The sequence below is a fragment of the Oceanobacillus sp. FSL W7-1309 genome (genome assembly GCF_038002145.1).
GTDB lineage: Bacteria > Bacillota > Bacilli > Bacillales > Amphibacillaceae > Oceanobacillus > Oceanobacillus profundus.
In genome coordinates, this window is sequence record NZ_JBBOBX010000001.1 from 411,530 (window position 1) to 433,210 (window position 21,681).

Annotated in this window: 10 protein-coding genes, 20 tRNA genes and 3 rRNA genes; 3 read left to right on the forward strand and 30 right to left on the reverse strand. The window is 40.3% G+C overall.

From position 1 onward, the window contains the following. Positions 1 to 180 precede the first annotated feature (180 nt). Positions 181 to 1,032 (reverse strand): MurR/RpiR family transcriptional regulator, encoded by an 852-nt coding sequence (locus NST46_RS01845; protein ID WP_341136657.1) that lies wholly within the window; start codon positions 1,030 to 1,032, stop codon positions 181 to 183. A gap of 154 nt (positions 1,033 to 1,186) precedes the next feature. On the opposite strand from NST46_RS01845, the gene NST46_RS01850 reads away from it, so the two are divergent. Together NST46_RS01850 and NST46_RS01855 are read left to right on the forward strand one after the other, a co-directional pair. Further along, on the forward strand, positions 1,187 to 2,530 hold the full coding sequence (locus NST46_RS01850; RefSeq protein WP_341136658.1) for a sodium/glutamate symporter: 1,344 nt from the start codon (positions 1,187 to 1,189) through the stop codon (positions 2,528 to 2,530). After that, positions 2,530 to 3,654, forward strand: coding sequence for a tyramine oxidase subunit B (locus NST46_RS01855; RefSeq protein WP_341136659.1), 1,125 nt, complete (start codon positions 2,530 to 2,532; stop codon positions 3,652 to 3,654). Before NST46_RS01850 ends, NST46_RS01855 begins: the two co-directional genes overlap by 1 nt. Before the next feature lie 158 nt (positions 3,655 to 3,812). Here NST46_RS01855 and NST46_RS01860 read toward each other — a convergent pair whose 3' ends face one another. Then, positions 3,813 to 4,529: an HAD family hydrolase gene (locus NST46_RS01860; RefSeq protein WP_341136660.1), complete on the reverse strand. Its 717-nt coding sequence runs from the start codon at positions 4,527 to 4,529 to the stop codon at positions 3,813 to 3,815. Positions 4,530 to 4,732: 203 nt separating this feature from the next. Here NST46_RS01860 and NST46_RS01865 point away from each other — a divergent pair, with 203 nt between their 5' ends. After that, complete coding sequence (locus NST46_RS01865; protein ID WP_205126996.1) at positions 4,733 to 5,035, forward strand: PepSY domain-containing protein; 303 nt, start codon at positions 4,733 to 4,735, stop codon at positions 5,033 to 5,035. Between the two features lie 209 nt (positions 5,036 to 5,244). Here NST46_RS01865 and NST46_RS01870 read toward each other — a convergent pair. The 28 genes from NST46_RS01870 to NST46_RS02005 all read right to left on the reverse strand — a co-directional run bounded on the left by NST46_RS01870 (position 5,245) and on the right by NST46_RS02005 (position 21,602). Continuing rightward, positions 5,245 to 5,335, reverse strand: a tRNA-Ser gene (locus NST46_RS01870). A gap of 3 nt (positions 5,336 to 5,338) precedes the next feature. Continuing rightward, positions 5,339 to 5,413, reverse strand: a tRNA-Asn gene (locus NST46_RS01875). A gap of 10 nt (positions 5,414 to 5,423) precedes the next feature. Beyond that, positions 5,424 to 5,497 (reverse strand) — tRNA-Arg (locus NST46_RS01880). Positions 5,498 to 5,563: 66 nt separating this feature from the next. Next, a tRNA-Ile gene (locus tag NST46_RS01885) sits at positions 5,564 to 5,637 on the reverse strand. A 14-nt stretch (positions 5,638 to 5,651) separates the two neighbouring features. Then, positions 5,652 to 5,725: transfer RNA gene (locus tag NST46_RS01890), tRNA-Gly, on the reverse strand. A gap of 16 nt (positions 5,726 to 5,741) precedes the next feature. Beyond that, positions 5,742 to 5,827 (reverse strand) — tRNA-Tyr (locus tag NST46_RS01895). A 9-nt stretch (positions 5,828 to 5,836) separates the two neighbouring features. Beyond that, positions 5,837 to 5,912, reverse strand: a tRNA-Phe gene (locus tag NST46_RS01900). Positions 5,913 to 5,937: 25 nt separating this feature from the next. Continuing rightward, positions 5,938 to 6,030 (reverse strand) — tRNA-Ser (locus NST46_RS01905). Between the two features lie 20 nt (positions 6,031 to 6,050). Then, positions 6,051 to 6,124 (reverse strand) — tRNA-Ile (locus tag NST46_RS01910). A 22-nt stretch (positions 6,125 to 6,146) separates the two neighbouring features. Continuing rightward, positions 6,147 to 6,222, reverse strand: a tRNA-His gene (locus NST46_RS01915). Positions 6,223 to 6,247: 25 nt separating this feature from the next. After that, positions 6,248 to 6,324: transfer RNA gene (locus NST46_RS01920), tRNA-Met, on the reverse strand. A 10-nt stretch (positions 6,325 to 6,334) separates the two neighbouring features. After that, a tRNA-Ala gene (locus NST46_RS01925) sits at positions 6,335 to 6,407 on the reverse strand. Positions 6,408 to 6,497: 90 nt separating this feature from the next. Continuing rightward, positions 6,498 to 6,571 (reverse strand) — tRNA-Arg (locus NST46_RS01930). An 81-nt stretch (positions 6,572 to 6,652) separates the two neighbouring features. Continuing rightward, a tRNA-Leu gene (locus tag NST46_RS01935) sits at positions 6,653 to 6,734 on the reverse strand. Between the two features lie 8 nt (positions 6,735 to 6,742). Then, positions 6,743 to 6,815: transfer RNA gene (locus NST46_RS01940), tRNA-Lys, on the reverse strand. 13 nt (positions 6,816 to 6,828) lie between these two features. Continuing rightward, a tRNA-Thr gene (locus tag NST46_RS01945) sits at positions 6,829 to 6,904 on the reverse strand. A gap of 3 nt (positions 6,905 to 6,907) precedes the next feature. Continuing rightward, positions 6,908 to 6,984: transfer RNA gene (locus tag NST46_RS01950), tRNA-Asp, on the reverse strand. 90 nt (positions 6,985 to 7,074) lie between these two features. Continuing rightward, positions 7,075 to 7,151: transfer RNA gene (locus tag NST46_RS01955), tRNA-Met, on the reverse strand. 28 nt (positions 7,152 to 7,179) lie between these two features. Next, a tRNA-Val gene (locus tag NST46_RS01960) sits at positions 7,180 to 7,255 on the reverse strand. Positions 7,256 to 7,259: 4 nt separating this feature from the next. Continuing rightward, a tRNA-Glu gene (locus tag NST46_RS01965) sits at positions 7,260 to 7,334 on the reverse strand. A gap of 129 nt (positions 7,335 to 7,463) precedes the next feature. After that, a 5S ribosomal RNA gene (rrf, locus tag NST46_RS01970) occupies positions 7,464 to 7,579 on the reverse strand. Positions 7,580 to 7,644: 65 nt separating this feature from the next. Continuing rightward, positions 7,645 to 10,563: ribosomal RNA gene (locus NST46_RS01975) — 23S ribosomal RNA — on the reverse strand. A 258-nt stretch (positions 10,564 to 10,821) separates the two neighbouring features. Then, positions 10,822 to 12,383: ribosomal RNA gene (locus tag NST46_RS01980) — 16S ribosomal RNA — on the reverse strand. The 16S, 23S and 5S rRNA genes sit together here with 20 tRNA genes alongside, the layout of an rRNA operon. 772 nt (positions 12,384 to 13,155) lie before the next feature. Further along, positions 13,156 to 13,830, reverse strand: coding sequence for a serine/threonine protein kinase (locus NST46_RS01985; RefSeq protein WP_095313905.1), 675 nt, complete (start codon positions 13,828 to 13,830; stop codon positions 13,156 to 13,158). Positions 13,831 to 14,127: 297 nt separating this feature from the next. Further along, the gene (locus NST46_RS01990) at positions 14,128 to 16,677 is read right to left on the reverse strand and encodes an EAL domain-containing protein (RefSeq protein WP_341136661.1); all 2,550 of its coding nucleotides are present in this window, start codon (positions 16,675 to 16,677) and stop codon (positions 14,128 to 14,130) included. Positions 16,678 to 17,314: 637 nt separating this feature from the next. Then, the gene (locus tag NST46_RS01995) at positions 17,315 to 18,145 is read right to left on the reverse strand and encodes a glycerophosphodiester phosphodiesterase (RefSeq protein ID WP_341136662.1); all 831 of its coding nucleotides are present in this window, start codon (positions 18,143 to 18,145) and stop codon (positions 17,315 to 17,317) included. Between the two features lie 197 nt (positions 18,146 to 18,342). Further along, positions 18,343 to 19,644 (reverse strand): S8 family peptidase, encoded by a 1,302-nt coding sequence (locus tag NST46_RS02000; RefSeq protein ID WP_341136663.1) that lies wholly within the window; start codon positions 19,642 to 19,644, stop codon positions 18,343 to 18,345. 290 nt (positions 19,645 to 19,934) lie between these two features. Further along, on the reverse strand, positions 19,935 to 21,602 hold the full coding sequence (locus NST46_RS02005) for an alpha amylase family protein (protein WP_303451323.1): 1,668 nt from the start codon (positions 21,600 to 21,602) through the stop codon (positions 19,935 to 19,937). Between the last annotated feature and the right edge of the window lie 79 nt (positions 21,603 to 21,681).

A 21,681-nucleotide genomic window follows, 5' to 3' on the forward strand; every position in this document is an offset into this window, starting at 1 on the left:
AATTTCGTATATTTATATTGTAAACGTTTTAGTTTTATTTTGCAAATAGAAGAAACGTAGACTAGCAAGTGTCAAAGCAGTCTACTCCCCCTACAAAAAGAATAGAAATAGCTCATCTTAAACAACAGCAGGATAGCTATTTCCTTCTATATATATCAATTTACGATTATCCACTCAAATTCAGATCGTAGTAACATTATTATCCTGGTGGATTTGATTTAACTTCGAAATCTTTGAAATAGAATCCGGTTGATTTTTACCAAGGTCAATGATGAAAGATTCAATTAAAGCAATCGTAGAAATAATACTATACCGATTTTTACTTTGACCTACGATTAAATGCGTATCACAATATTGTATAATTGGACAGGTTTCTATATCAGTGATTAGAGCGATGGAAACATCTTTCTTTTGACGACAGTATTTTATAAAATCAATAGTCTGCTTAGCATAAGGTGATAGCGCGATTACAACTATCGTATCGTTTTTATGAAAATTCAAGGAATCATCGTATAAGAAATCAGGATTCCAACTCAGTTGTGCTAAATTATCAAGTATTCCCCGCAGCATCATTTCAAAATAAAGTGCAATCGACTTTGAAGTTCTCATCCCTAAGAAACAAACTTTATTCGATTGTAGAAGCAGATTTAGAAATTTATTGTATTCCTCTACATCCAATTCTCTTAGCATTGATTCTATATCCTGTATACTGCTATTCCCCACTTTAACCAAGGAATTCTCTGCTTCATCCATTTCCTCTAAAGACTTCTGCAGGTGCCACCATGTATTTTTTCGATCATTGAAAACATGTTTAATCACATCTTTTTTGAAATCCGGATATTTTTTATAACCCACCTTTTCAATCAACCTTAAAATGGTTGTTGTACCTACTTGGCTTTTTATTGACAATTCATTAATTGTCATTGTTGAAATTTCACCTATATTTTCAATCATATATTTACAAAGCTTTTGTTGTTGCCTTGGCAAGTCATATTGAATTGCTATTAGCTGATCTTTTATGTTTGAATCCATAATTATCACCCCTATTAATCTATTATATATAATATAACTTTACCTGATACCCATAAAAATTAAAAGGAAAAAAAATTCCTATCATACTAAAAAAGGTTTATTTTTTCCTGAGATAATGATATAGTATTAACAACTTAATGAAAGGGGTTACAATATGGAGTTTAGTGTTTGGGATATCTTAGTTGATTTAGGTATCATTTCTACGTTATTGCTGATTGGAGCATTTTTGAGGGCAAAAGTAGGGATATTTCAACGATCTTTTATGCCAGCTAGTATTATTGCTGGAATCCTAGGACTTATTCTAGGAAAAAGTGGATTTAATATATTACCATTTTCGGATTTTATTGATAGTTATCCATCCATATTAATTGCAATTGTATTTGCTGCCCTCCCTTTATCTACCCCGAAATTTAAGTGGTCGGATATGTTTGATAAAGTTGGAAGATTATGGTCCTATTCGCAAATTATTATGCTATTCATGTGGGGCGGTGGATTACTATTTGCGCTGATATTATTGGTACCACTATTTGATGTTCATAATGGCTTTGGTTTATTACTAGCAGCAGGATTTGTCGGCGGCCATGGTACCGCAGCAGCATTAGGAGGAGCTTTTCAAAGCCAGGGTTGGGAAGAAGCCACTTCCCTTGCAATGACCTCAGCAACTATAGGAGCAATTATTGCAATCGGCGTTGGACTACTATTAATTAAGTCAAATGCCAACAAAGGAAACACAAATTATATTAGCAGTTTTGACAAGCTCCCGGATGAATTAAAGTCGGGCTTATTACCAAAAAATAAGCGTGATTCATTAGGTGAAAATACTGTTTCCAGTATATTAATCGACCCTTTTGCATTCCATTTGATACTGGTACTATTCGCAACCATGATTGGGTATTATTTAAGCCAATTCGGAGAATCTTTATATGCAAATCTATCTATCCCTGCATTCTCACTTGCCTTTTTAGTGGGACTAATATTAAAGAATCTTATGCAATTGGTAAAAGCAGACGAATATATTGATAACAGGATAATGAATAGTATTGGTGGAACTGCTACTGACTTGCTTGTCGCTTTTGGAATAGCATCTATTAATTTAACAGTTATTGTTGAAAATATGATTCCATTTAGTATTCTCATCGTCTTTGGAATTATCATTAGCTATTTCTTCTATAGAATTCTATCGAAAAACTATTTCCAGGAAAACTGGTTTGAAAAAGGTATCTTTACATTTGGATGGATTACAGGTGCTGTTGCAACTGCAATTGCTTTATTGAGAATTGTTGATCCAAAGTTTAAAAGCAATACATTAGATGAATTTGGTCTCGCATATATTCCAATAGCTCCAGTCGAAATAGCAATTATTACATTTTCACCGTTGTTTATATTAAATGGACAACATTGGCTTCTTACAGTAATTACTATTGGTCTCGGATTCGTGATATTGCTGGTTTCTTACTATAAAAAATGGTTCAGATTTAATTTAAAGGGGAGAGCATAATGAGTCAAAAAGTTGAATTTTTATATCTACAAGAAGAGGATCTAATTGAAGCTGGTGTTTTAAATATGAAAGAATGTGTGGATACGATTGAATCCATGTTTCATTTGATTGGTAAGGGCGACTATATGATGGGAGGCCCCAATAGAAATGATCATGGGTTAATGCTCTGGTTTAATAAAGAAGAGCCATTTGAAAACATGCCTAAAGCTGGTCCAGATAGAAGATTCATGTCACTTATTTCCTATCTCGGAGGAGATTTCAATGTAATTGGTAATAAATGGTATGGTTCTAATATTGAAAATCTCAATAATGGACTACCACGCTCTGTTCATACATTTACGCTTAATGATAAAGATACTGGTGCACCACTTGCGATTATGGCAGGGAATCTGATTAGTTCGATGAGAACCGGCGCAGTTCCTGGAGTTGTGTCCAAGTATCTAGCCAAAAAAGATGCAAAAGTAATAGGTGCTGTAGGTGGAGGAGCCATTAACCAGTCTTGTATTGAAGCAATCATTACTTCAATTGATAGCATTGAAAAGGTGGTACTCTTTGATATTAACCTCGAAAAAGGAAAACAAATTGCAAGTAAACTTGAGCAATTATTCAATATACCAATTGAAGTCGTCGACGATCTAGACCGATGTATAAAACAATCCGATATTGTGACAGTTGCCACATCAGGGAAAATAAAACCACAAATAAAAGCAGAAAGCATGAAGCCCGGATCGCTCATTATCCTTACAGGAGCAGCTGATTTATCAGATGGAGTCTATGCAAACGCTAGAATAGTGTCAGATTTATGGTCGATGCATGAAAAATGGCTAGAAGATGGATTAGCGCATCCTGATGGACTCTCGAGTATCCGCGACTGGACCATGTCAGGTCAATTACTAGAATTAATCCATAATGGTGAATTTGATAGCAGCACTGTTGACGATATCGGTGACATTATTACCGGAAGAAAAACAGGGCGAAAATCAGATGATGAAGTTATTATCTGTATGACCGGGGGACTTCCTACAGAAGATGTTGCATGGGCATATAAAGTATACCAAAATGCTTTAAAGAAAAATGTTGGTACCGTACTACCATTATGGGAAAGCTCGTACTTAACAAAATAAAAAATAAGTATAAAATATTTTCTATTAACCTATATAAAAGAAGCCGATTCTAGATAATCGGCTTCTTTTTATAACATATGGTTAAGAATGTTCGACTTTCAACTAGAAACCGTCCATACCATTGCGTCAATATTACTTAGTTAATATGAATGTGATAGCTATCTAACTACAAACAACTCATCTGAAAATAAGTCCAATAACTCTCTCGCACTATACACTACCTTATCTGGTTTAACAGTACCCTCCGGCATATCTCGCTTTCGATGGTTCATCCACACAGCATGCCAGCCCACTTGTTTTGCACCAACAATATCATTTGCAAACGAGTCCCCAATATAAATCGTTCTATTCTTGTCCAACCCAAGTTTATGCTCAAGAACTTCGAACGCTTCTTTGGATGGCTTGGCGTGACCAATGGCACTTGAAATAAACATATTTTCTTTAGAGATCCACCTATCTAACCTTAATTGTTTAATTTTCATCGATTGATGCCCTTCTGCTCCATTTGTTAAGACAGCAACTTGCTTATTATTGGCTATGAGAATATCCATCAGTTCCATAACTTCATCAAATAACGCTATCTTTCGCTGTTCAGCTACATAGGCTTCTTGAAAATCTATTGCTTGTTGCTCCGTCATTTCAATACCAATCTCCGTACATGCATCCTTAATCCGGCGGATATGCATTTCCTGAACGGTTAGTTTCCCTGCTACTTGATCGTCAAATAATGCATCGCTGTATTTGCGACTTATGATATAAAAATTATTTAATTCCTCATCTGTAAAAGGTACATCAATCATTTTCTTACATGTATTTTTAAATGATGCTGCTTGATCGTACAATGTATCATCTACATCAAAAATAATCGTATCCATGCTATCGACCTCCATTACTTACTATCATACTATATTATAAAAGACAGGAGAAGCGCTGGATATATTCCATTATTGATCAAATGTAACGCAATAGTTCGGTTAAACTAAAATAGGCTTCTTCACTATTTTATTCGGGCATCAACACAGACTCGGGACATATGCATAAAATGTGACTGAATGAATTCAAAGAAGGAGCATGATACATGATGCATCGAAATTGGAATTACCAAAATCTATATAACCAGCCTCAACACCACTGGCAAAATCAAGGATGGAATGACCAAATAAATTACAACCAATCCCCACAGTTTCAACGTCAAATCACTATTCAAGAAGCAATAGATATTGCACTTGCACAAGTACCTGGTCAAGCTGTTAAGGCAGAATTAGACACAAAACAAGGTGTAAGGGTTTATGAGGTGGATGTTATAACTGCCCAAGGAGTAAAATATGAAATAGCAATAAATATGAATACTGGAGAAATAGTTGAAATAGAGTTAGATTAATCGGTGGGATGAGGAATGGAGTTATGCTCTTTTCCTCATTTTATATGTAATTGTGTATGAATTACTTCAATCAGTTTGGAAAAGATTTAAAAGTAGTGGACCTACATAATTGTGGAGTGATATTTCATTATATAGTTAAGGGGATAACAGAATTTAAACCTATGATAAAAAAACAAACCAAAATCCTTATCACTTGGTGAACCAAATACTGGCGGAGAAGGAGGGATTTGAACCCTCGCGTCGCTTACACGACCTACACCCTTAGCAGGGGCGCCTCTTCAGCCTCTTGAGTACTTCCCCAAATGGCTCCACAGGTAGGATTCGAACCTACGACCGATCGGTTAACAGCCGATTGCTCTACCACTGAGCTACTGTGGAATAGTTTATACGCGCCCTAGAGGATTCGAACCTCTGACCCACAGCTTAGAAGGCTGTTGCTCTATCCTACTGAGCTAAGGGCGCAAATGTAAAAGTATATAATAACATACAATTGTATGGAATTTAATCCAATGTAAGAATATATAGGAATGGGCCTGAGTGGACTCGAACCACCGACCTCACGCTTATCAGGCGTGCGCTCTAACCAGCTGAGCTACAGGCCCAAAGAAAAGGTAATTGGAGCGGGTGAAGGGAATCGAACCCTCATCATCAGCTTGGAAGGCTGAGGTTTTACCACTAAACTACACCCGCATTGTAATATATAATATGGTGGAGGGAGTAGGACTCGAACCTACGAACCCGATGGGAGCGGATTTACAGTCCGCCGCGTTTGGCCAACTTCGCTATCCCTCCACATTATAATGGTGGCTCGGGACGGAATCGAACCGCCGACACACGGATTTTCAGTCCGTTGCTCTACCGACTGAGCTACCGAGCCAATTATTTAATTAACTATTTATGTATGGAGGAGGTAGAGGGATTCGAACCCCCGCGCGGTTTGACCCGCCTGTCGGTTTTCAAGACCGATCCCTTCAGCCAGACTTGGGTATACCTCCACATTACGGTGAACTTATAATGGACCCTGCAGGATTCGAACCTGCGACCGATCGGTTATGAGCCGATAGCTCTAACCAACTGAGCTAAGGGTCCTAATATTTTCTTCATAATATAATGGGGCGACCGGTGGGGATTGAACCCACGTATGCCGGAGCCACAATCCGGTGCGTTAACCACTTCGCCACGACCGCCATTATACAATTATTTAATTTTGAATGGTAGCGGCGGAGGGGATCGAACCCACGACCTCACGGGTATGAACCGTACGCTCTCGCCAGCTGAGCTACGCCGCCAATATTCAAATGGAGCCTAGCGGGATCGAACCGCTGACCTCCTGCGTGCAAGGCAGGCGCTCTCCCAGCTGAGCTAAGGCCCCATGTAGAAAGATAATCGGGAAAACAAGGTTCAAACTGCAATACCTTGGTCCTGAACCAAGGGCTCTACCAAGCTAAAGTTCCCGGAATAACGCGCCCGAGAGGAGTCGAACCCCTAACCTCTTGATCCGTAGTCAAACGCTCTATCCAATTGAGCTACGGGCGCCTATAGTGCTGAGTAAGAAAATTGAAACGGCAAGATAATGCTCTACCGCTGAATTACTTATACGCTTGACAAGTAATAAAATGCGGGTGAAGGGACTTGAACCCCCACGTCCGAAGACACTAGATCCTAAGTCTAGCGCGTCTGCCAATTCCGCCACACCCGCATATGAGATGAGCCATGAAGGATTCGAACCTTCGACCCTTTGATTAAAAGTCAAATGCTCTACCAACTGAGCTAATGGCTCCTACTGTAATAAATGGTGCCGGCCAGAGGACTTGAACCCCCAACCTACTGATTACAAGTCAGTTGCTCTACCAATTGAGCTAGGCCGGCATCTGGCGGTCCGGACGGGACTCGAACCCGCGACCTCCTGCGTGACAGGCAGGCATTCTAACCAACTGAACTACCGGACCAATAATAATAATATATGTTAAAACTAGCGGATACATTTATCCAGTATTTCTAGCTTTAGCTTATTTCAAGTTAATTTAATTTTATATTTTTGGTTGCGGGGGCAGGATTTGAACCTACGACCTTTGGGTTATGAGCCCAACGAGCTACCAGACTGCTCCACCCCGCGGTATGAAATAAAGTATTAAGATGAAATATGGTGGAGGATGCAGGGCTCGAACCTGCGACCCCCTGCTTGTAAGGCAGGTGCTCTCCCAGCTGAGCTAATCCTCCATATTGGTGACCCGTACGGGATTCGAACCCGTGTTACCGCCGTGAAAGGGCGGTGTCTTAACCGCTTGACCAACGGGCCAGGTAAATTTTCCCAAGTATAAACAAAGAAATAATTTCACAGGTAGATTTCAAAAGTTAAACTTCGAATCCACGATCAATCGACAAATAGTCGTTGTGCTACCATTTAGGTACTGTGAAATAATCTTTTGCCTGGCGGCGTCCTACTCTTGCAGGGGCAAAGCCCCAACTACCATCGGCGCTGAAGAACTTAACTTCTGTGTTCGGCAAGGGAACAGGTGTGACCTCTTCGCTATTGCTACCAGACCTATTTTTTTTAGGTTTATACCTTAAAAACTAAATAAGAGTAAACAAGACATCAAATAAAGAATTTAGTTAAGTCCTCGATCGATTAGTATCCGTAAGCTCCACGTGTCACCACGCTTCCACACCGAACCTATCAACCTCATCGTCTCTGAGGGATCTTACTCACTCGAAGTGATGGGAAGTCTCATCTTGAGGGGGGCTTCATGCTTAGATGCTTTCAGCACTTATCCTTTCCACACGTAGCTACCCAGCGATGCTCCTGGCGGAACAACTGGTACACCAGCGGTGTGTCCATCCCGGTCCTCTCGTACTAAGGACAGCTCCTCTCAAACTTCCAACGCCCACGACGGATAGGGACCGAACTGTCTCACGACGTTCTGAACCCAGCTCGCGTACCGCTTTAATGGGCGAACAGCCCAACCCTTGGGACCGACTACAGCCCCAGGATGCGATGAGCCGACATCGAGGTGCCAAACCTCCCCGTCGATGTGAACTCTTGGGGGAGATAAGCCTGTTATCCCCGGGGTAGCTTTTATCCGTTGAGCGATGGCCCTTCCATGCGGAACCACCGGATCACTAAGCCCGACTTTCGTCCCTGCTCGACTTGTAGGTCTCGCAGTCAAGCTCCCTTGTGCCTTTACACTCTACGAATGATTTCCAACCATTCTGAGGGAACCTTTGGGCGCCTCCGTTACCTTTTGGGAGGCGACCGCCCCAGTCAAACTGCCCGCCTGACACTGTCTCCGAACCGGATCACGGTCCTGGGTTAGAATGTCCATACAGCCAGGGTGGTATCCCACGGATGCCTCCACCGAAGCTAGCGCTCCGGTTTCCAAGGCTCCCACCTATCCTGTACAAGCTGCACAGACATTCAATATCAGGCTACAGTAAAGCTCCACGGGGTCTTTCCGTCCTGTCGCGGGTAATGCGCATCTTCACGCATAGTATAATTTCACCGGGTCTCTCGTTGAGACAGTGCCCAAGTCGTTGCACCTTTCGTGCGGGTCGGAACTTACCCGACAAGGAATTTCGCTACCTTAGGACCGTTATAGTTACGGCCGCCGTTTACTGGGGCTTCGGTTCAAAGCTTCGCCTTGCGGCTAACATTTCCCCTTAACCTTCCAGCACCGGGCAGGTGTCAGCCCCTATACTTCGCCTTTCGGCTTCGCAGAGACCTGTGTTTTTGCTAAACAGTCGCTTGGGCCTATTCACTGCGGCTCCATGTAAATGAAGCACCCCTTCTCCCGAAGTTACGGGGTCATTTTGCCGAGTTCCTTAACGAGAGTTCTCCCGCTCACCTTAGGATTCTCTCCTCGCCTACCTGTGTCGGTTTGCGGTACGGGCACCTATGATCTAACTAGAGGCTTTTCTTGGCAGTGTGAAATCCGGAACTTCGGTACTAAATTTCCCTCCCCATCACAGCTTGAAATTGCCAGACGGATTTGCCTATCTGACTTTCTCACTGCTTGGGCGCACATATCCATCAGTGCGCATTCCTTATCCTACTGCGTCCCCCCATCGCTCAAACAATCATGAGGTGGTACAGGAATATCTACCTGTTGTCCATCGCCTACGCCTTTCGGCCTCGGCTTAGGTCCCGACTAACCCTGAGAGGACGAGCCTTCCTCAGGAAACCTTAGGCATTCGGTGAAAGAGATTCTCACTCTTTTTTCGCTACTCATACCGGCATTCTCACTTCTAAGCGCTCCACCAGTCCTCACGGTCTGACTTCACAGCACTTAGAACGCTCTCCTACCATTGTTCGTAAGAACAATCCGCAGCTTCGGTGATACGTTTAGCCCCGGTACATTTTCGGCGCAGAGTCACTCGACCAGTGAGCTATTACGCACTCTTTAAATGATGGCTGCTTCTAAGCCAACATCCTGGTTGTCTGGGCAACTCCACATCCTTTTCCACTTAACGTATACTTTGGGACCTTAGCTGGCGGTCTGGGCTGTTTCCCTTTCGACTATGAACCTTATCACCCATAGTCTGACTCCCAAGTAAAAGTAACTGGCATTCGGAGTTTGACTGAATTCGGTAACCCGGTGAGGGCCCCTAGTCCAATCAGTGCTCTACCTCCAGTACTCTATTTCTTGAGGCTAGCCCTAAAGCTATTTCGGAGAGAACCAGCTATCTCCGTGTTCGATTGGCATTTCACCCCTACCCACACCTCATCCCCGCATTTTTCAACATACGTGGGTTCGGGCCTCCAGTCAGTGTTACCTGACCTTCACCCTGGACATGGGTAGATCACACGGTTTCGGGTCTACGACCGCATACTCATTCGCCCTATTCAGACTCGCTTTCGCTGCGGCTCCGTGTCTTCCACTTAACCTTGCATACGATCGTAACTCGCCGGTCCATTCTACAAAAGGTACGCCGTTACCCATTAACGGGCTTCGACTACTTGTAGGCACACGGTTTCAGGTTCTATTTCACTCCCCTTCCGGGGTGCTTTTCACCTTTCCCTCACGGTACTGGTTCACTATCGGTCACTAGAGAGTATTTAGCCTTGGGAGATGGTCCTCCCGGATTCCGACGGAATTCCACGTGTTCCGCCGTACTCAGGATACACTCCGGAGGGAATTCTTTTTCAACTACAGGGCTGTTACCTTCTGTGGCTGACCTTTCCAGGTCGATTCATTTAAAGAATTCCTTGGTAACTCCGAGTGGAGTGTCCTACAACCCCAGAAAGCAAGCTTTCTGGTTTGGGCTCTTTCCGTTTCGCTCGCCGCTACTCAGGAAATCGATTTTTCTTTCTCTTCCTCCGGGTACTGAGATGTTTCAGTTCCCCGGGTCTACCTCATGCACCCTATGTATTCAGATGCATGTACTGTTCCATTACGAACAGTGGGTTCCCCCATTCGGAAATCCCCGGATCAAAGTTTACTTACAACTCCCCGAGGCATATCGGTGTTAGTCCCGTCCTTCATCGGCTTCTAGTGCCAAGGCATCCACCGTGCGCCCTTATTCACTTAACTAAGTTACAGTAAATAAGCGTACTAATTTATTAGCCTTGCTTTTATTTAAAAATATTGATGTCGTTGTTACTCTTATTTAGTTTTCAAGGTACAAGCTTCCACAGGATGTGGTGACTTCTGTGTTCGTCACAGGACGTGACGGGTTTTAACAGAAGATCCTTCAATCCTTTGAGAGATCTTTTTTACTCTCTCAAAACTGAACCAAACAACACAGTATGTCCTTCCTACCCGAAGGTAGGGTTCCGTAATAATCCTTAGAAAGGAGGTGATCCAGCCGCACCTTCCGATACGGCTACCTTGTTACGACTTCACCCCAATCATTAGTCCCACCTTCGGCGGCTGGCTCCAAAAGGTTACCTCACCGACTTCGGGTGTTACCAACTCTCGTGGTGTGACGGGCGGTGTGTACAAGGCCCGGGAACGTATTCACCGCGGCATGCTGATCCGCGATTACTAGCGATTCCGGCTTCATGTAGGCGAGTTGCAGCCTACAATCCGAACTGAGAATGGTTTTATGGGATTGGCTTGACCTCACGGGTTCGCTTCCCTTTGTTCCATCCATTGTAGCACGTGTGTAGCCCAGGTCATAAGGGGCATGATGATTTGACGTCATCCCCACCTTCCTCCGGTTTGTCACCGGCAGTCACCTTAGAGTGCCCAACTGAATGCTGGCAACTAAGATCAAGGGTTGCGCTCGTTGCGGGACTTAACCCAACATCTCACGACACGAGCTGACGACAACCATGCACCACCTGTCACTCTGTCCCCGAAGGGAAAACTCTATCTCTAGAGGTATCAGAGGATGTCAAGACCTGGTAAGGTTCTTCGCGTTGCTTCGAATTAAACCACATGCTCCACCGCTTGTGCGGGCCCCCGTCAATTCTTTTGAGTTTCAGCCTTGCGGCCGTACTCCCCAGGCGGAGTGCTTAATGCGTTAACTTCAGCACTAAGGGGCGGAAACCCCCTAACACCTAGCACTCATCGTTTACGGCGTGGACTACCAGGGTATCTAATCCTGTTCGCTACCCACGCTTTCGCTCCTCAGCGTCAGTTACAGACCAGAGAGTCGCCTTCGCCACTGGTGTTCCTCCACATCTCTACGCATTTCACCGCTACACGTGGAATTCCACTCTCCTCTTCTGTACTCAAGTCCTCCAGTTTCCAATGACCCTCCACGGTTAAGCCGTGGGCTTTCACATCAGACTTAAAAGACCGCCTGCGAGCGCTTTACGCCCAATAATTCCGGACAACGCTTGCCACCTACGTATTACCGCGGCTGCTGGCACGTAGTTAGCCGTGGCTTTCTGGTTAGGTACCGTCAAGGTTGGGTCAGTTACTACCCAACTTGTTCTTCCCTAACAACAGAGTTTTACGATCCGAAAACCTTCATCACTCACGCGGCGTTGCTCCGTCAGACTTTCGTCCATTGCGGAAGATTCCCTACTGCTGCCTCCCGTAGGAGTCTGGGCCGTGTCTCAGTCCCAGTGTGGCCGATCACCCTCTCAGGTCGGCTACGCATCGTCGCCTTGGTGAGCCGTTACCTCACCAACTAGCTAATGCGCCGCGGGCCCATCTGTAAGTGACAGCCGAAACCGTCTTTTATCTTCTCACCATGAGATGAAAAGTGTTATCCGGTATTAGCTCACGTTTCCGCGAGTTATCCCGATCTTACAGGCAGGTTGCCCACGTGTTACTCACCCGTCCGCCGCTCATTCCATAAACATTACCCCGAAGGGTTCTGTTTATTTCCTGCGCTCGACTTGCATGTATTAGGCACGCCGCCAGCGTTCGTCCTGAGCCAAGATCAAACTCTCCATAAAAGTTTGTAATACTTAGCTTTTGTAGAAGCTGACTTCTACTTGTTTTAAAAAGAAAAACGAGTTTCCTTTTTCTTGACATACTGGTTGTTTTGTTCAGTTTTCAAAGAGCAAATTTGTTTGCCGCCTTCTTTAAAGCGACTTTATTAATCTATCACAGATTAAAATATAATGTCAATAACTTTTTCGAATTATTTTCTTGTTTGCATTGAACTTTTTTAGCGACAAGAAATAATTTACCACACTATTAAACTAAAAGTCAACAACTTTTTTATTATTTTTAGCTCCGTTTTGTGGCAGAAATTTAATATAACATAGATAGACAGCTATTGCAATACTATTTATTATCGAGATTTAATATTCTTTGGTGGGATGCTGGGTCAACTTCTGTCCCTAGTCACTTCTATAGTTAAGATATGAAAGATCTAATGATATCCGATTAAATTGATATCATCTGTTCTTCTAAATGACTACAAGTTTTTTTGCAATAAAATGTAATCAAAACAAGCTGCTATTTTTACCTTTAACCGAAAAGTGAAGAAACACCAAAGTTTAATGGTAATTCTCTACTATTATTAACATGATAGTAATTCTCCTATATATAACATCTACCCGCAAAATAAGAGGATGATGAAATTTGTTTGGATGAGAAACCTGTCCCCTCCCCTTTTACATTCAATTAACTTGATCTCAATTGTTTTTTACAATCGTTTGATATATTTAGGCGCTCCTTACCCTTTCTCTTGAACTCCTTTCGTAATATCAACCTTGTGTCCTATTTTTTATACAGGAAATTTAAAATGGATTTTATAAACTCTTCATATGAAGAGAAATATTTATCTCGGTGATTATACCATTTTCGTACCGTGTTAACTAACCAGTAAGGTACAGAATGTCCATCAATTAAGTGATAGTATTGTTCATAGCCTTTCTTTAGATGCTCCCATCTGAAATCATTACCTGGCTGAATGTATTCAGAAACATCGAGTATTTTTGCTCTTCCGTTTTGAAGTAATATATTTTTTAAATGGATATCACGTGGGTTAAGACCCTTATTACGAACATATTCCCGGGCATCCTCCACATCATTTATAACTTGCTCTGGAATGTGAATCCCTTGTAAAACGCAGTCAAAGAGAGTCATCCCTTCCTCGTAGCTTAAAACGAGGTATTCATCATACGCAGCAAAACATGTTGAAAAGAAAGAAGAGTCATCTATTATCTGATAAACACCTGCTTCTACTTTAACTTTATCAATTTTGTCCTTTGCATATTTTTTAAACACATAAGCTGGAGCATGAATCGATTGAAAAACTGCCGCATCTGTACCTACACCAATACACTTCAAATCTTTAGCGCCCCCACTTATCGTGACAGGCTCATTATTAGGATTTGATGAAACAGTGATTTTGGAAAGAGAATCCTTCGCTATATCCCAGTCGTTTTCCATTTGACTTCTCCTTTCATTACATAGGTAGAAAATTACTTTATTAAGAAGCAAGAAAGAAATCTTAATCCTAGACATTCTTACCGAGATAAAACAAAATTAACCGTTTTGGAGTAAAAATGCAAAAATAAAACCGCATGAAATCAAGTTTTAATTGATTTCATGCGGTTTTTTCATTTTAATGAAACGATCTCGCAGGTTCTTCTTAGGTTTCGTTTTTCTAAACAGCTTCAGATGAAGCACAATTGAAAGAGTAACCAAAGATTCCATATTCAAAGTCTATGTTGGATTTTACTATTTTCACTCCCTAAAAAAACTATATTTATTTACTGTCACAAAACTAGAATCAGGAGGAGATGGATTTTTTCTTAATACAATAGCTAATCTATTAAGTATTTGCGTTAAATCAGACTGAACATTATCATCGAATATAAATTCAATTCCATACTGATATATCCCATATCTTATTTCCTTCATCCAGACAACTGTACCTTGCAGATTAACTATGTTTCCCAATATCTCTGCTTCAAATTCTAAAATAATGTCTTGATGGACAGTTAGCCTTATATCGGATAAAAACCGCAGACCACCTAATCCAATATCTTCAATTAGCACCTCTGCTTTTCCAAGTTCAACATTTCTTCCAAGAATACGTGTAAGTGTCATAGATCCTTTTAATGGAATATCAAGGTCAATCCTGAAATAATTTCTTCTATTATCAGTTACTTTTTCTTCATTGGATGGTGCTTCAACTTTGATTTTACTTTTTTGCAGAAGTGCAGCAAACGCTTCTGCTGAAACAGGCTTTGAAAATATATAACCTTGTATTGCGTTACAATTCATTTCTTTTAATAGTTCCACCTGTTCATTTGTTTCCACTCCTTCCGCAATAACATTCATATTAAGATGTTGAGCTAAATCAATAATTGTTTTTGTAATAAAATTGGTTGATTCAGAATCCTTGCGACTTAATCCATTAATAAATGTACGATCTATTTTTAATGTATCGATTCGCCCTTTAAATTTCTGCAAGTAAGAAAGTGATGAGTAGCCTGTCCCAAAGTCATCTAATGAAACCCGAATGCCCATCTTCTTAAAATCATCCAACATAGAGAGAATCATCGTTTCATTATCCAGAAGTGACGATTCAAGTATTTCAACTTCCAAGTACTTAGGGTCAAGTTTCGTCCTTTGTAAAATATTTGAGATATTAACAAGCATTTCTTTTTCCATAAAACGCTGTGCGGATAGATTGATAGAAATAGGGATAGCCGGCAACCCATTATCCTGCCATGCTTTATTTTGGATACATACTGTTTCTTTAATCCATTTGCCTATATCCACAATTAGCCCAGTTTCTTCTGCTAATGGTAAAAATTCATTCGGATTAACTAATCCCCATTCTGGATGATTCCAGCGAATTAAAGCTTCTGCACCGATAATTTGATTCGAATTTGTACATATTTTAGGCTGATAATACATTTCTAGCTGTTTCAACTTCAATGCCTTTCTAAGATCTGACTCAAGTGTAAAGGTTTTATATGTTTCTGCATCCAATGAGGAAGTATAAATTTGATATGTATTATTTCCTTTGCTTTTAGCCTTGTACAAAGCAGAATTAGCATGCTTGACAATTGTTTCATAATCCTTTCCATCATTTGGATAAAAGCTAATCCCAATACTCGTAGAAACAAAAAGTTCATAATTGTCGATATGAAATGGCTGATCGATTGATTCGATCAACTTTTTCGCATATGCTATAACCTGCTCTGAATTTACGATATTGGGTAATAAAATAACAAATTCATCTCCATCTACCCTTGTAAGAACCGCTTCATCCTCAAGCTTCTCTTTTAATCTATCGGAAAATGCTTTAAGTAGCTTATCACCGGTCAAATGACCCAACGTATCATTCACATACTTGAAACGATCTAAGTTTAAAATCATTAGCGCAAATCGTTTTTCTAGTGTATTACTAATAACGATTTCCTGTTCTATTTTCTCATTCAGAAATCTACGGTTTGGAAGCTTTGTTAATGCATCATGATAGACCAAGAAGTTATTCAACTCCTCAGCCTTTTTACGTTCCGTAATATCAATAATTGTCCCAATGATTGTTGAATAATTGTGATATAAAACCTTTTTCACACGGAACTCTACATCTATCCTACTCCCGTCTACTTTAATCATTCTGATGGATTGCTCAATACTTTCTTCCCCATCCATTAGATTATTAATTATAGATAGAAATATAGCTTGATCTGCTCGATGTATATAGTGGTAAATATCGAAATCCGAGCTAACATTTGATGAGTGTATACCAACAATTTCGGATAGCCTCGGATTCCCGTAAACTAATTTTTTATTTTGTATAATAAAAACTCCAAAGCTAGATTCTTCAACGAGACTTCTAAACTTCAATTCCGATTCAGTCAGCTCATACTTCGCTGTATTCAATTCTGTCCGATCTTTAAATATCCCAAAAATACCAATCGTCTTTCCTTCTGATATGGCAGGAATAATATGTATTTCCACTTGAAGTGGAGCACCATTTTTCTGAACGATAACAGTATTATCATGTTCAATTCTTCCAGAAAGGGTACTATTAAATAACGCTCTAAACTTAGGGACTTCACTTTTTAAGAGAATTTCTTCCAACGGGTATAATGCAATTTCCTCTTTTGAATAACCTAGGGCATCCGTAAACCCTTCATTTACTGATGCAATAACCCCCTCTTTATCTGCAAAAAAAACGATATCAGGATTATACGTAAACAAAGAACGAAAAAATAAATCTGTATCTACCACTTCATCATGATTCGATCGATCTTCCTTTAAATTATTGTCCATTTTCTTACCCCTTTATTTTTAGAATGATAATATTTTTCCTTACACTGTTATACTCCTTATTCTATGAAGTACATTTATTTCTGTCTTTCACACGACAGAAATGATGTACGATAATTAATGACAGCTATATCATTAATAATATTAATATATAGAATTATAACATTATTTTATAGATCTTATGCTCTATTTGATCAAAATTAACACTAGGTAAATATACTTACTGATTATCCATTAGAAGATATGATTATGAGGTCAGCTCTTGATTCATGACCTCAAGTAGCAATACCTACGCCTCAAGCCATTGTAACGGCAGTCGGTTATGCCCCATCCATACTCCCGAGGCTTTTGGTACATCCTATATAATGGATGTATTCTTGCTGTTTTTTCAAATTATACCTTACACATTAAGCACTACACCACCACACAAAACAGCACACTCGCCAAGTGAGTGTGCTTATAAATTATTACCAAATCTTTAATCTAGTCTCTATTGGTAAACGGTTAGTAATTTATTTTCATATGATAATATATTTAACTCTTAACATTAAAAGCCTAATGTCCACTTCCTTAAACACAGATGAATTCTACGCATTTATTCGAATATTCCATTACAAGATTGCTAACCACTTCAGATTCCTCAATTCTTCACCGGATGCCGGTAAACATACTCAGGAAAGTCCGTAATGATACCATCAACCTCAAGTTCAAATAAGTTATCTGCTTGCTCCTGAGTTCGTACAGTGTAAGCGTAAATTTCCATCCCAGCGAGATGAACACGGTCAACCAGATCTTCTGTGACAATATTCATATTTGGATTGAAAAAATCAGCATATGTTGCAAATTGTGCTAGCTGTTCATCCGTAACATCCGCCCATGTTAATCCAGCAAGAACCCCATGTGGGATATTTGGCAGAAGTTGCTTTGATAGCTGTACCGATTCATGATTGAATGACTGAATAATAATTTTACCGTTATTAGGCTTGTGCATATTACGCTCGATCAGAGCCTCAGCAACTTTTTCTTCCATGCCTGGATATAATTCAGGAGATTTTAATTCTATTAATATTCTTATCTTTCCGCGATATTCATCTATTATTTCCTCAAAAGTAGGAACCCGTTCACCTGCAAATTCCTCTCCGAACCAGCTGCCTGCATCCAATTGCTGAATTTCTTCTAGAGTATAATCTCCAACAAATCCATTACCATTGGTTGTACGATTTACGGTTGTATCATGAATAGCTACTAATCTTCCATCTCGTGTCATTTGAACATCAATTTCTATAAAATCAGCTTTCATTTCGAATGCCTTTTCAAATGCAGCCATTGTATTTTCTGATGCATGTCCTGAAGCACCGCGATGTGCAACATTAACCATTTCGCTTTTTCCATTCGATGCGAATACAGGAACTGCAAAAATAAACATAAAGAATATTGCCGACAATGCTAAAACCGTAAATTTTCGTATCATGAGCTGAATCTCTCCCTTTACCCGTATTTGTCTTTAATTATAGAGAAAATCTATTAAATGACTGTAAATTGCATGATAAAGAAATGTATGGAAATGCAAGATATTTGTAATGCTTCTAAAGACCTTCATAAAATCCCTTACAGCAAAAAGAGGCATAAAAAAGAGAGAACGATTTGTCCTCCCTTTTCGTTTCTTATTTAACTTTCCGGAATGGCTTCAGCCGGAGCTAAATAATTCTGTGCCATACGGGCAGCACTCTCCGCTTCAATATATCCCCATACATCATCTAGTGTTGGGTGAGAAGTTGCTTTTAGAATACTCTTAATATCATTTGGACTGAGACTCGGATTAGCCTCTAGCATTAGGGCAATGATACCCGCACAAATCGGAGTTGCCATCGATGTACCAGACAACTGAATATAGTTTTCGTCAATAACCATCTCCGGCAATTCAGATTCAAGCGCCGATCCCGGAGCTAGCAAGGAAATAATATTTGTACCTGGTGCATAAATGTCCGGTTTAACGAACGTATCAATTGTAGGGCCTCTACTAGAATAATCTGCTATCACATCATCTGCGCGCTCTAATGTGTTCTGATCATCCGTTGATCCAACTGTAATAATAAATGGGTCGATTGCAGGAGTGCTGATAGTTGCTGCAGAAGGCCCACTGTTTCCAGCAGCAGCACATACAACAATTCCTTCATGCCACGCAGATTGAGCAGCTAATGCTAATGGATCATCCCTGAACGATTCATAAGCAGGAGCTCCAAGTGAGAGTGAGATTATACGGATATTATGCTCCTCTTTATGATCGATGCACCATTCCAAGCCTTCAATAATGGTGGATAATCTCCCACTCCCTTGTTCATCTAAAACCTTTATTCCAATGAGTGAGGCTTCTGGTGCTGTCCCCACGTATTTTCCATTGGACAGGCTTCCATTTCCAGCAGCGTCACCAGCACAATGGGTGCCATGTCCATTATCATCATAGGCTTCACTTTCACCGTTTATTAAGTCTTGAAAAGCTATTATTCGATTTTCTGGATTGGTCAAGTCTTCATGTGGATGGATACCAGTATCAATTACGGCAATCGTAACGCCCTTCCCAGTTAACCCAAGCTGTTCTCTAACTTTCACAGCTCCTGTTTGCTCACAGGCAATATCCATAAAGGAAGTTACAATCCGATCATAAAATATTCGATCTACTGCTTCATGATCTTTAATTTCTTTTATTCTATCAGGTGTTAAATGTCCTTGCATCGCATTTATACTTCGGAGTTCTCTACCTAGTTTGTTTTGGGAGTCAGCATTGCATACTTTCAGGAGGTCGTCTTTTTTGCCTTGATCGCAATTCTTTTTCAAATAAACGATAATGGGGATTTCCTTGTTGTCGTTTTCCTGTTTGGGTACTTTTCGAGAATTTCGTAATTGTTCCACTAAGCCAGGGTCAAGTTTACGTTCGGCATCTTCGAACCACACTTTTTTCCGATCGCTCATCTTACTCCTCCTCGTAAAAATGTTTTTTTACCTCATTAATAGATTATCAGCGAAAAACAACTAAAACAATCAGACAAGTTTACTATTTTTGGAAAATTAAGATAAAAATCTAGTAATTTTGTTGGTAGTTTGAATAATATGAAGGGAGATACAAGCAAATATCAGCAGTTTATTTCCCTGCTTCTTTAAACTAGTACTCTTCTATAATGAACAAATAAAACCAAAACCTCTATCAGCGGAAATCTAAAAAATTTTCCACCAATTGAAGTTTTGGTCAAGGTCACATTATCTTACTTATCTTTGCGAATCATTTTCAATAGCCCAGGAATTTGATGTGGTGCTTTCGTATCTTTAGCAAACTCTTCTTCTATAATATCCCACCAACCATACATTTCTAGATATACTAAGTCGAATAACATAATCCCATGTGTGTTATCTTCTAATGTACGGATTGCTTTTCGGAATTGTTCTGGGTCACCTTCATATTGTTGAAGATAGAGAGAACCATATACTGGTGCAGCATAATCTACTACTTCCATTACGAGCTGTGCAGACCCTTCGACACTATACCAATACGGCAAGTCGGAAGCATCCGATTCTTCAATACTTACATCATAATAGTAATTACCGGTCATGAGGAAGTCGAGATATTCAGCATAACCAGTTTTATGGTAGTCTTCGCTAGCCCAATCATACTCTGGCTTGTAATCTTTGCTTGCCCAGTTTACACCTTCATTATAGTAGAGTGGATACCAAGAACCAACATAGGTGGTAAACAATAAATCATCGTCATAAGAATGAATGAGATCTTCTGCATCTTTGAAGAAAGATTGGATATTATGTGCACGGAATTCAACCCATTCTTTATATAACGGTCCTTCAACGATTATCTGCTCTGTTCCATCTAACTGGATTTCATAGATGTCTTCTGGCCAATTAGTCACTTCCTCGCCAATATATTTTTCAAATTGCTCACGACTTAAATCACTAAAGTCAGCATGTTCATTCGAATATCTTGCTCTGTCAAGCACAATACCATCTAAATCATAGTTCGTGATTAGCTCTTCTATAATACTCAATTCATAGTTACGAACATCTTCCTGGATTGGATTTACAAACACTGAAGAAGAAGGATATTCTGAAGCTGGTATAATCCTCGTTTCAGACTCTTCATGTGCAACTGGATCACCAACCTTCAGATTTTCCAATACCCAAGTTCTTGCTTTTCCATGGGCAGATAACACGACACCATTTTCCGGAATTTCTAAAGCCTCTCCATTCGTAGCCACTCTGTCTTCGATTTGAGAGATTACGCCATCAACAACTTGAACTTCAACTCCCCAGCGATTAGAAGGGGAAACATCATATTTATCAGGAGTAAATAAAATAATTTGGTTTTCCCCTCTTTCTGTATTCACCCCATCTAATGGCACTGTCGCTCCATTTTTTGCCTCAACGATTTGTACGGCCGTATAGAATTGGGATTGCCATTCCGGATGATCAAAAGCTGGACCATCTTTATACGTGTTGTTTCCTTCTGAGAAAACATTGATATTCGCTAAAACTTCCAAACCGTACTTATCTGCTTCATCAAGAACTGTTTCCAGTAAATCATAGCCAGCTGGAAAATCGCCATAGTCGGCAATCTCCGCTGTACTCATATGTGGCGCAATATCACTGTCATAGCCGACGAAACCAGTATAATTCTTCACATCTAAAACAATGGTGTCGATATTCGCATTCGCTGTTTTTTCCACAATATTTGCTACCTTTTCAGGTGTATCTAGGTTGTGAATGTTTGCAGATAAATCATACCAAAGCACACGCCCTTTAATGTTTTCATTTTTTACAAGATTAGAAAGGACCTTCTCAAGGCCTCTCCCAGGTGCTGCTTGAATTGGGGTTGCTAACGTCAAAAACAAAACAATAGTCAGTAACATACTAAACCATTTTCTCATTTTCTTTACCTCCAAAAAAATTTATTAGCAACCTATTACGTTGATGGATGTTTTCTATTTATTTATCTCTATACAAACG

Bases quoted from the DNA above. Each gene is read 5' to 3' on its own strand.
- NST46_RS01995 (WP_341136662.1), bottom strand. From the start codon at position 18,145: ATGATACGAAAATTTACGGTTTTAGCATTGTCGGCAATATTCTTTATG.
- NST46_RS02000 (WP_341136663.1), bottom strand. From the start codon at position 19,644: ATGAGCGATCGGAAAAAAGTGTGGTTCGAAGATGCCGAACGTAAACTT.
- NST46_RS01990 (WP_341136661.1), bottom strand. From the start codon at position 16,677: ATGGACAATAATTTAAAGGAAGATCGATCGAATCATGATGAAGTGGTA.
- NST46_RS02005 (WP_303451323.1), bottom strand. From the start codon at position 21,602: ATGAGAAAATGGTTTAGTATGTTACTGACTATTGTTTTGTTTTTGACG.
- NST46_RS01985 (WP_095313905.1), bottom strand. From the start codon at position 13,830: ATGGAAAACGACTGGGATATAGCGAAGGATTCTCTTTCCAAAATCACT.
- NST46_RS01855 (WP_341136659.1), top strand. From the start codon at position 2,530: ATGAGTCAAAAAGTTGAATTTTTATATCTACAAGAAGAGGATCTAATT.
- NST46_RS01865 (WP_205126996.1), top strand. From the start codon at position 4,733: ATGATGCATCGAAATTGGAATTACCAAAATCTATATAACCAGCCTCAA.
- NST46_RS01860 (WP_341136660.1), bottom strand. From the start codon at position 4,529: ATGGATACGATTATTTTTGATGTAGATGATACATTGTACGATCAAGCA.
- NST46_RS01845 (WP_341136657.1), bottom strand. From the start codon at position 1,032: ATGGATTCAAACATAAAAGATCAGCTAATAGCAATTCAATATGACTTG.
- NST46_RS01850 (WP_341136658.1), top strand. From the start codon at position 1,187: ATGGAGTTTAGTGTTTGGGATATCTTAGTTGATTTAGGTATCATTTCT.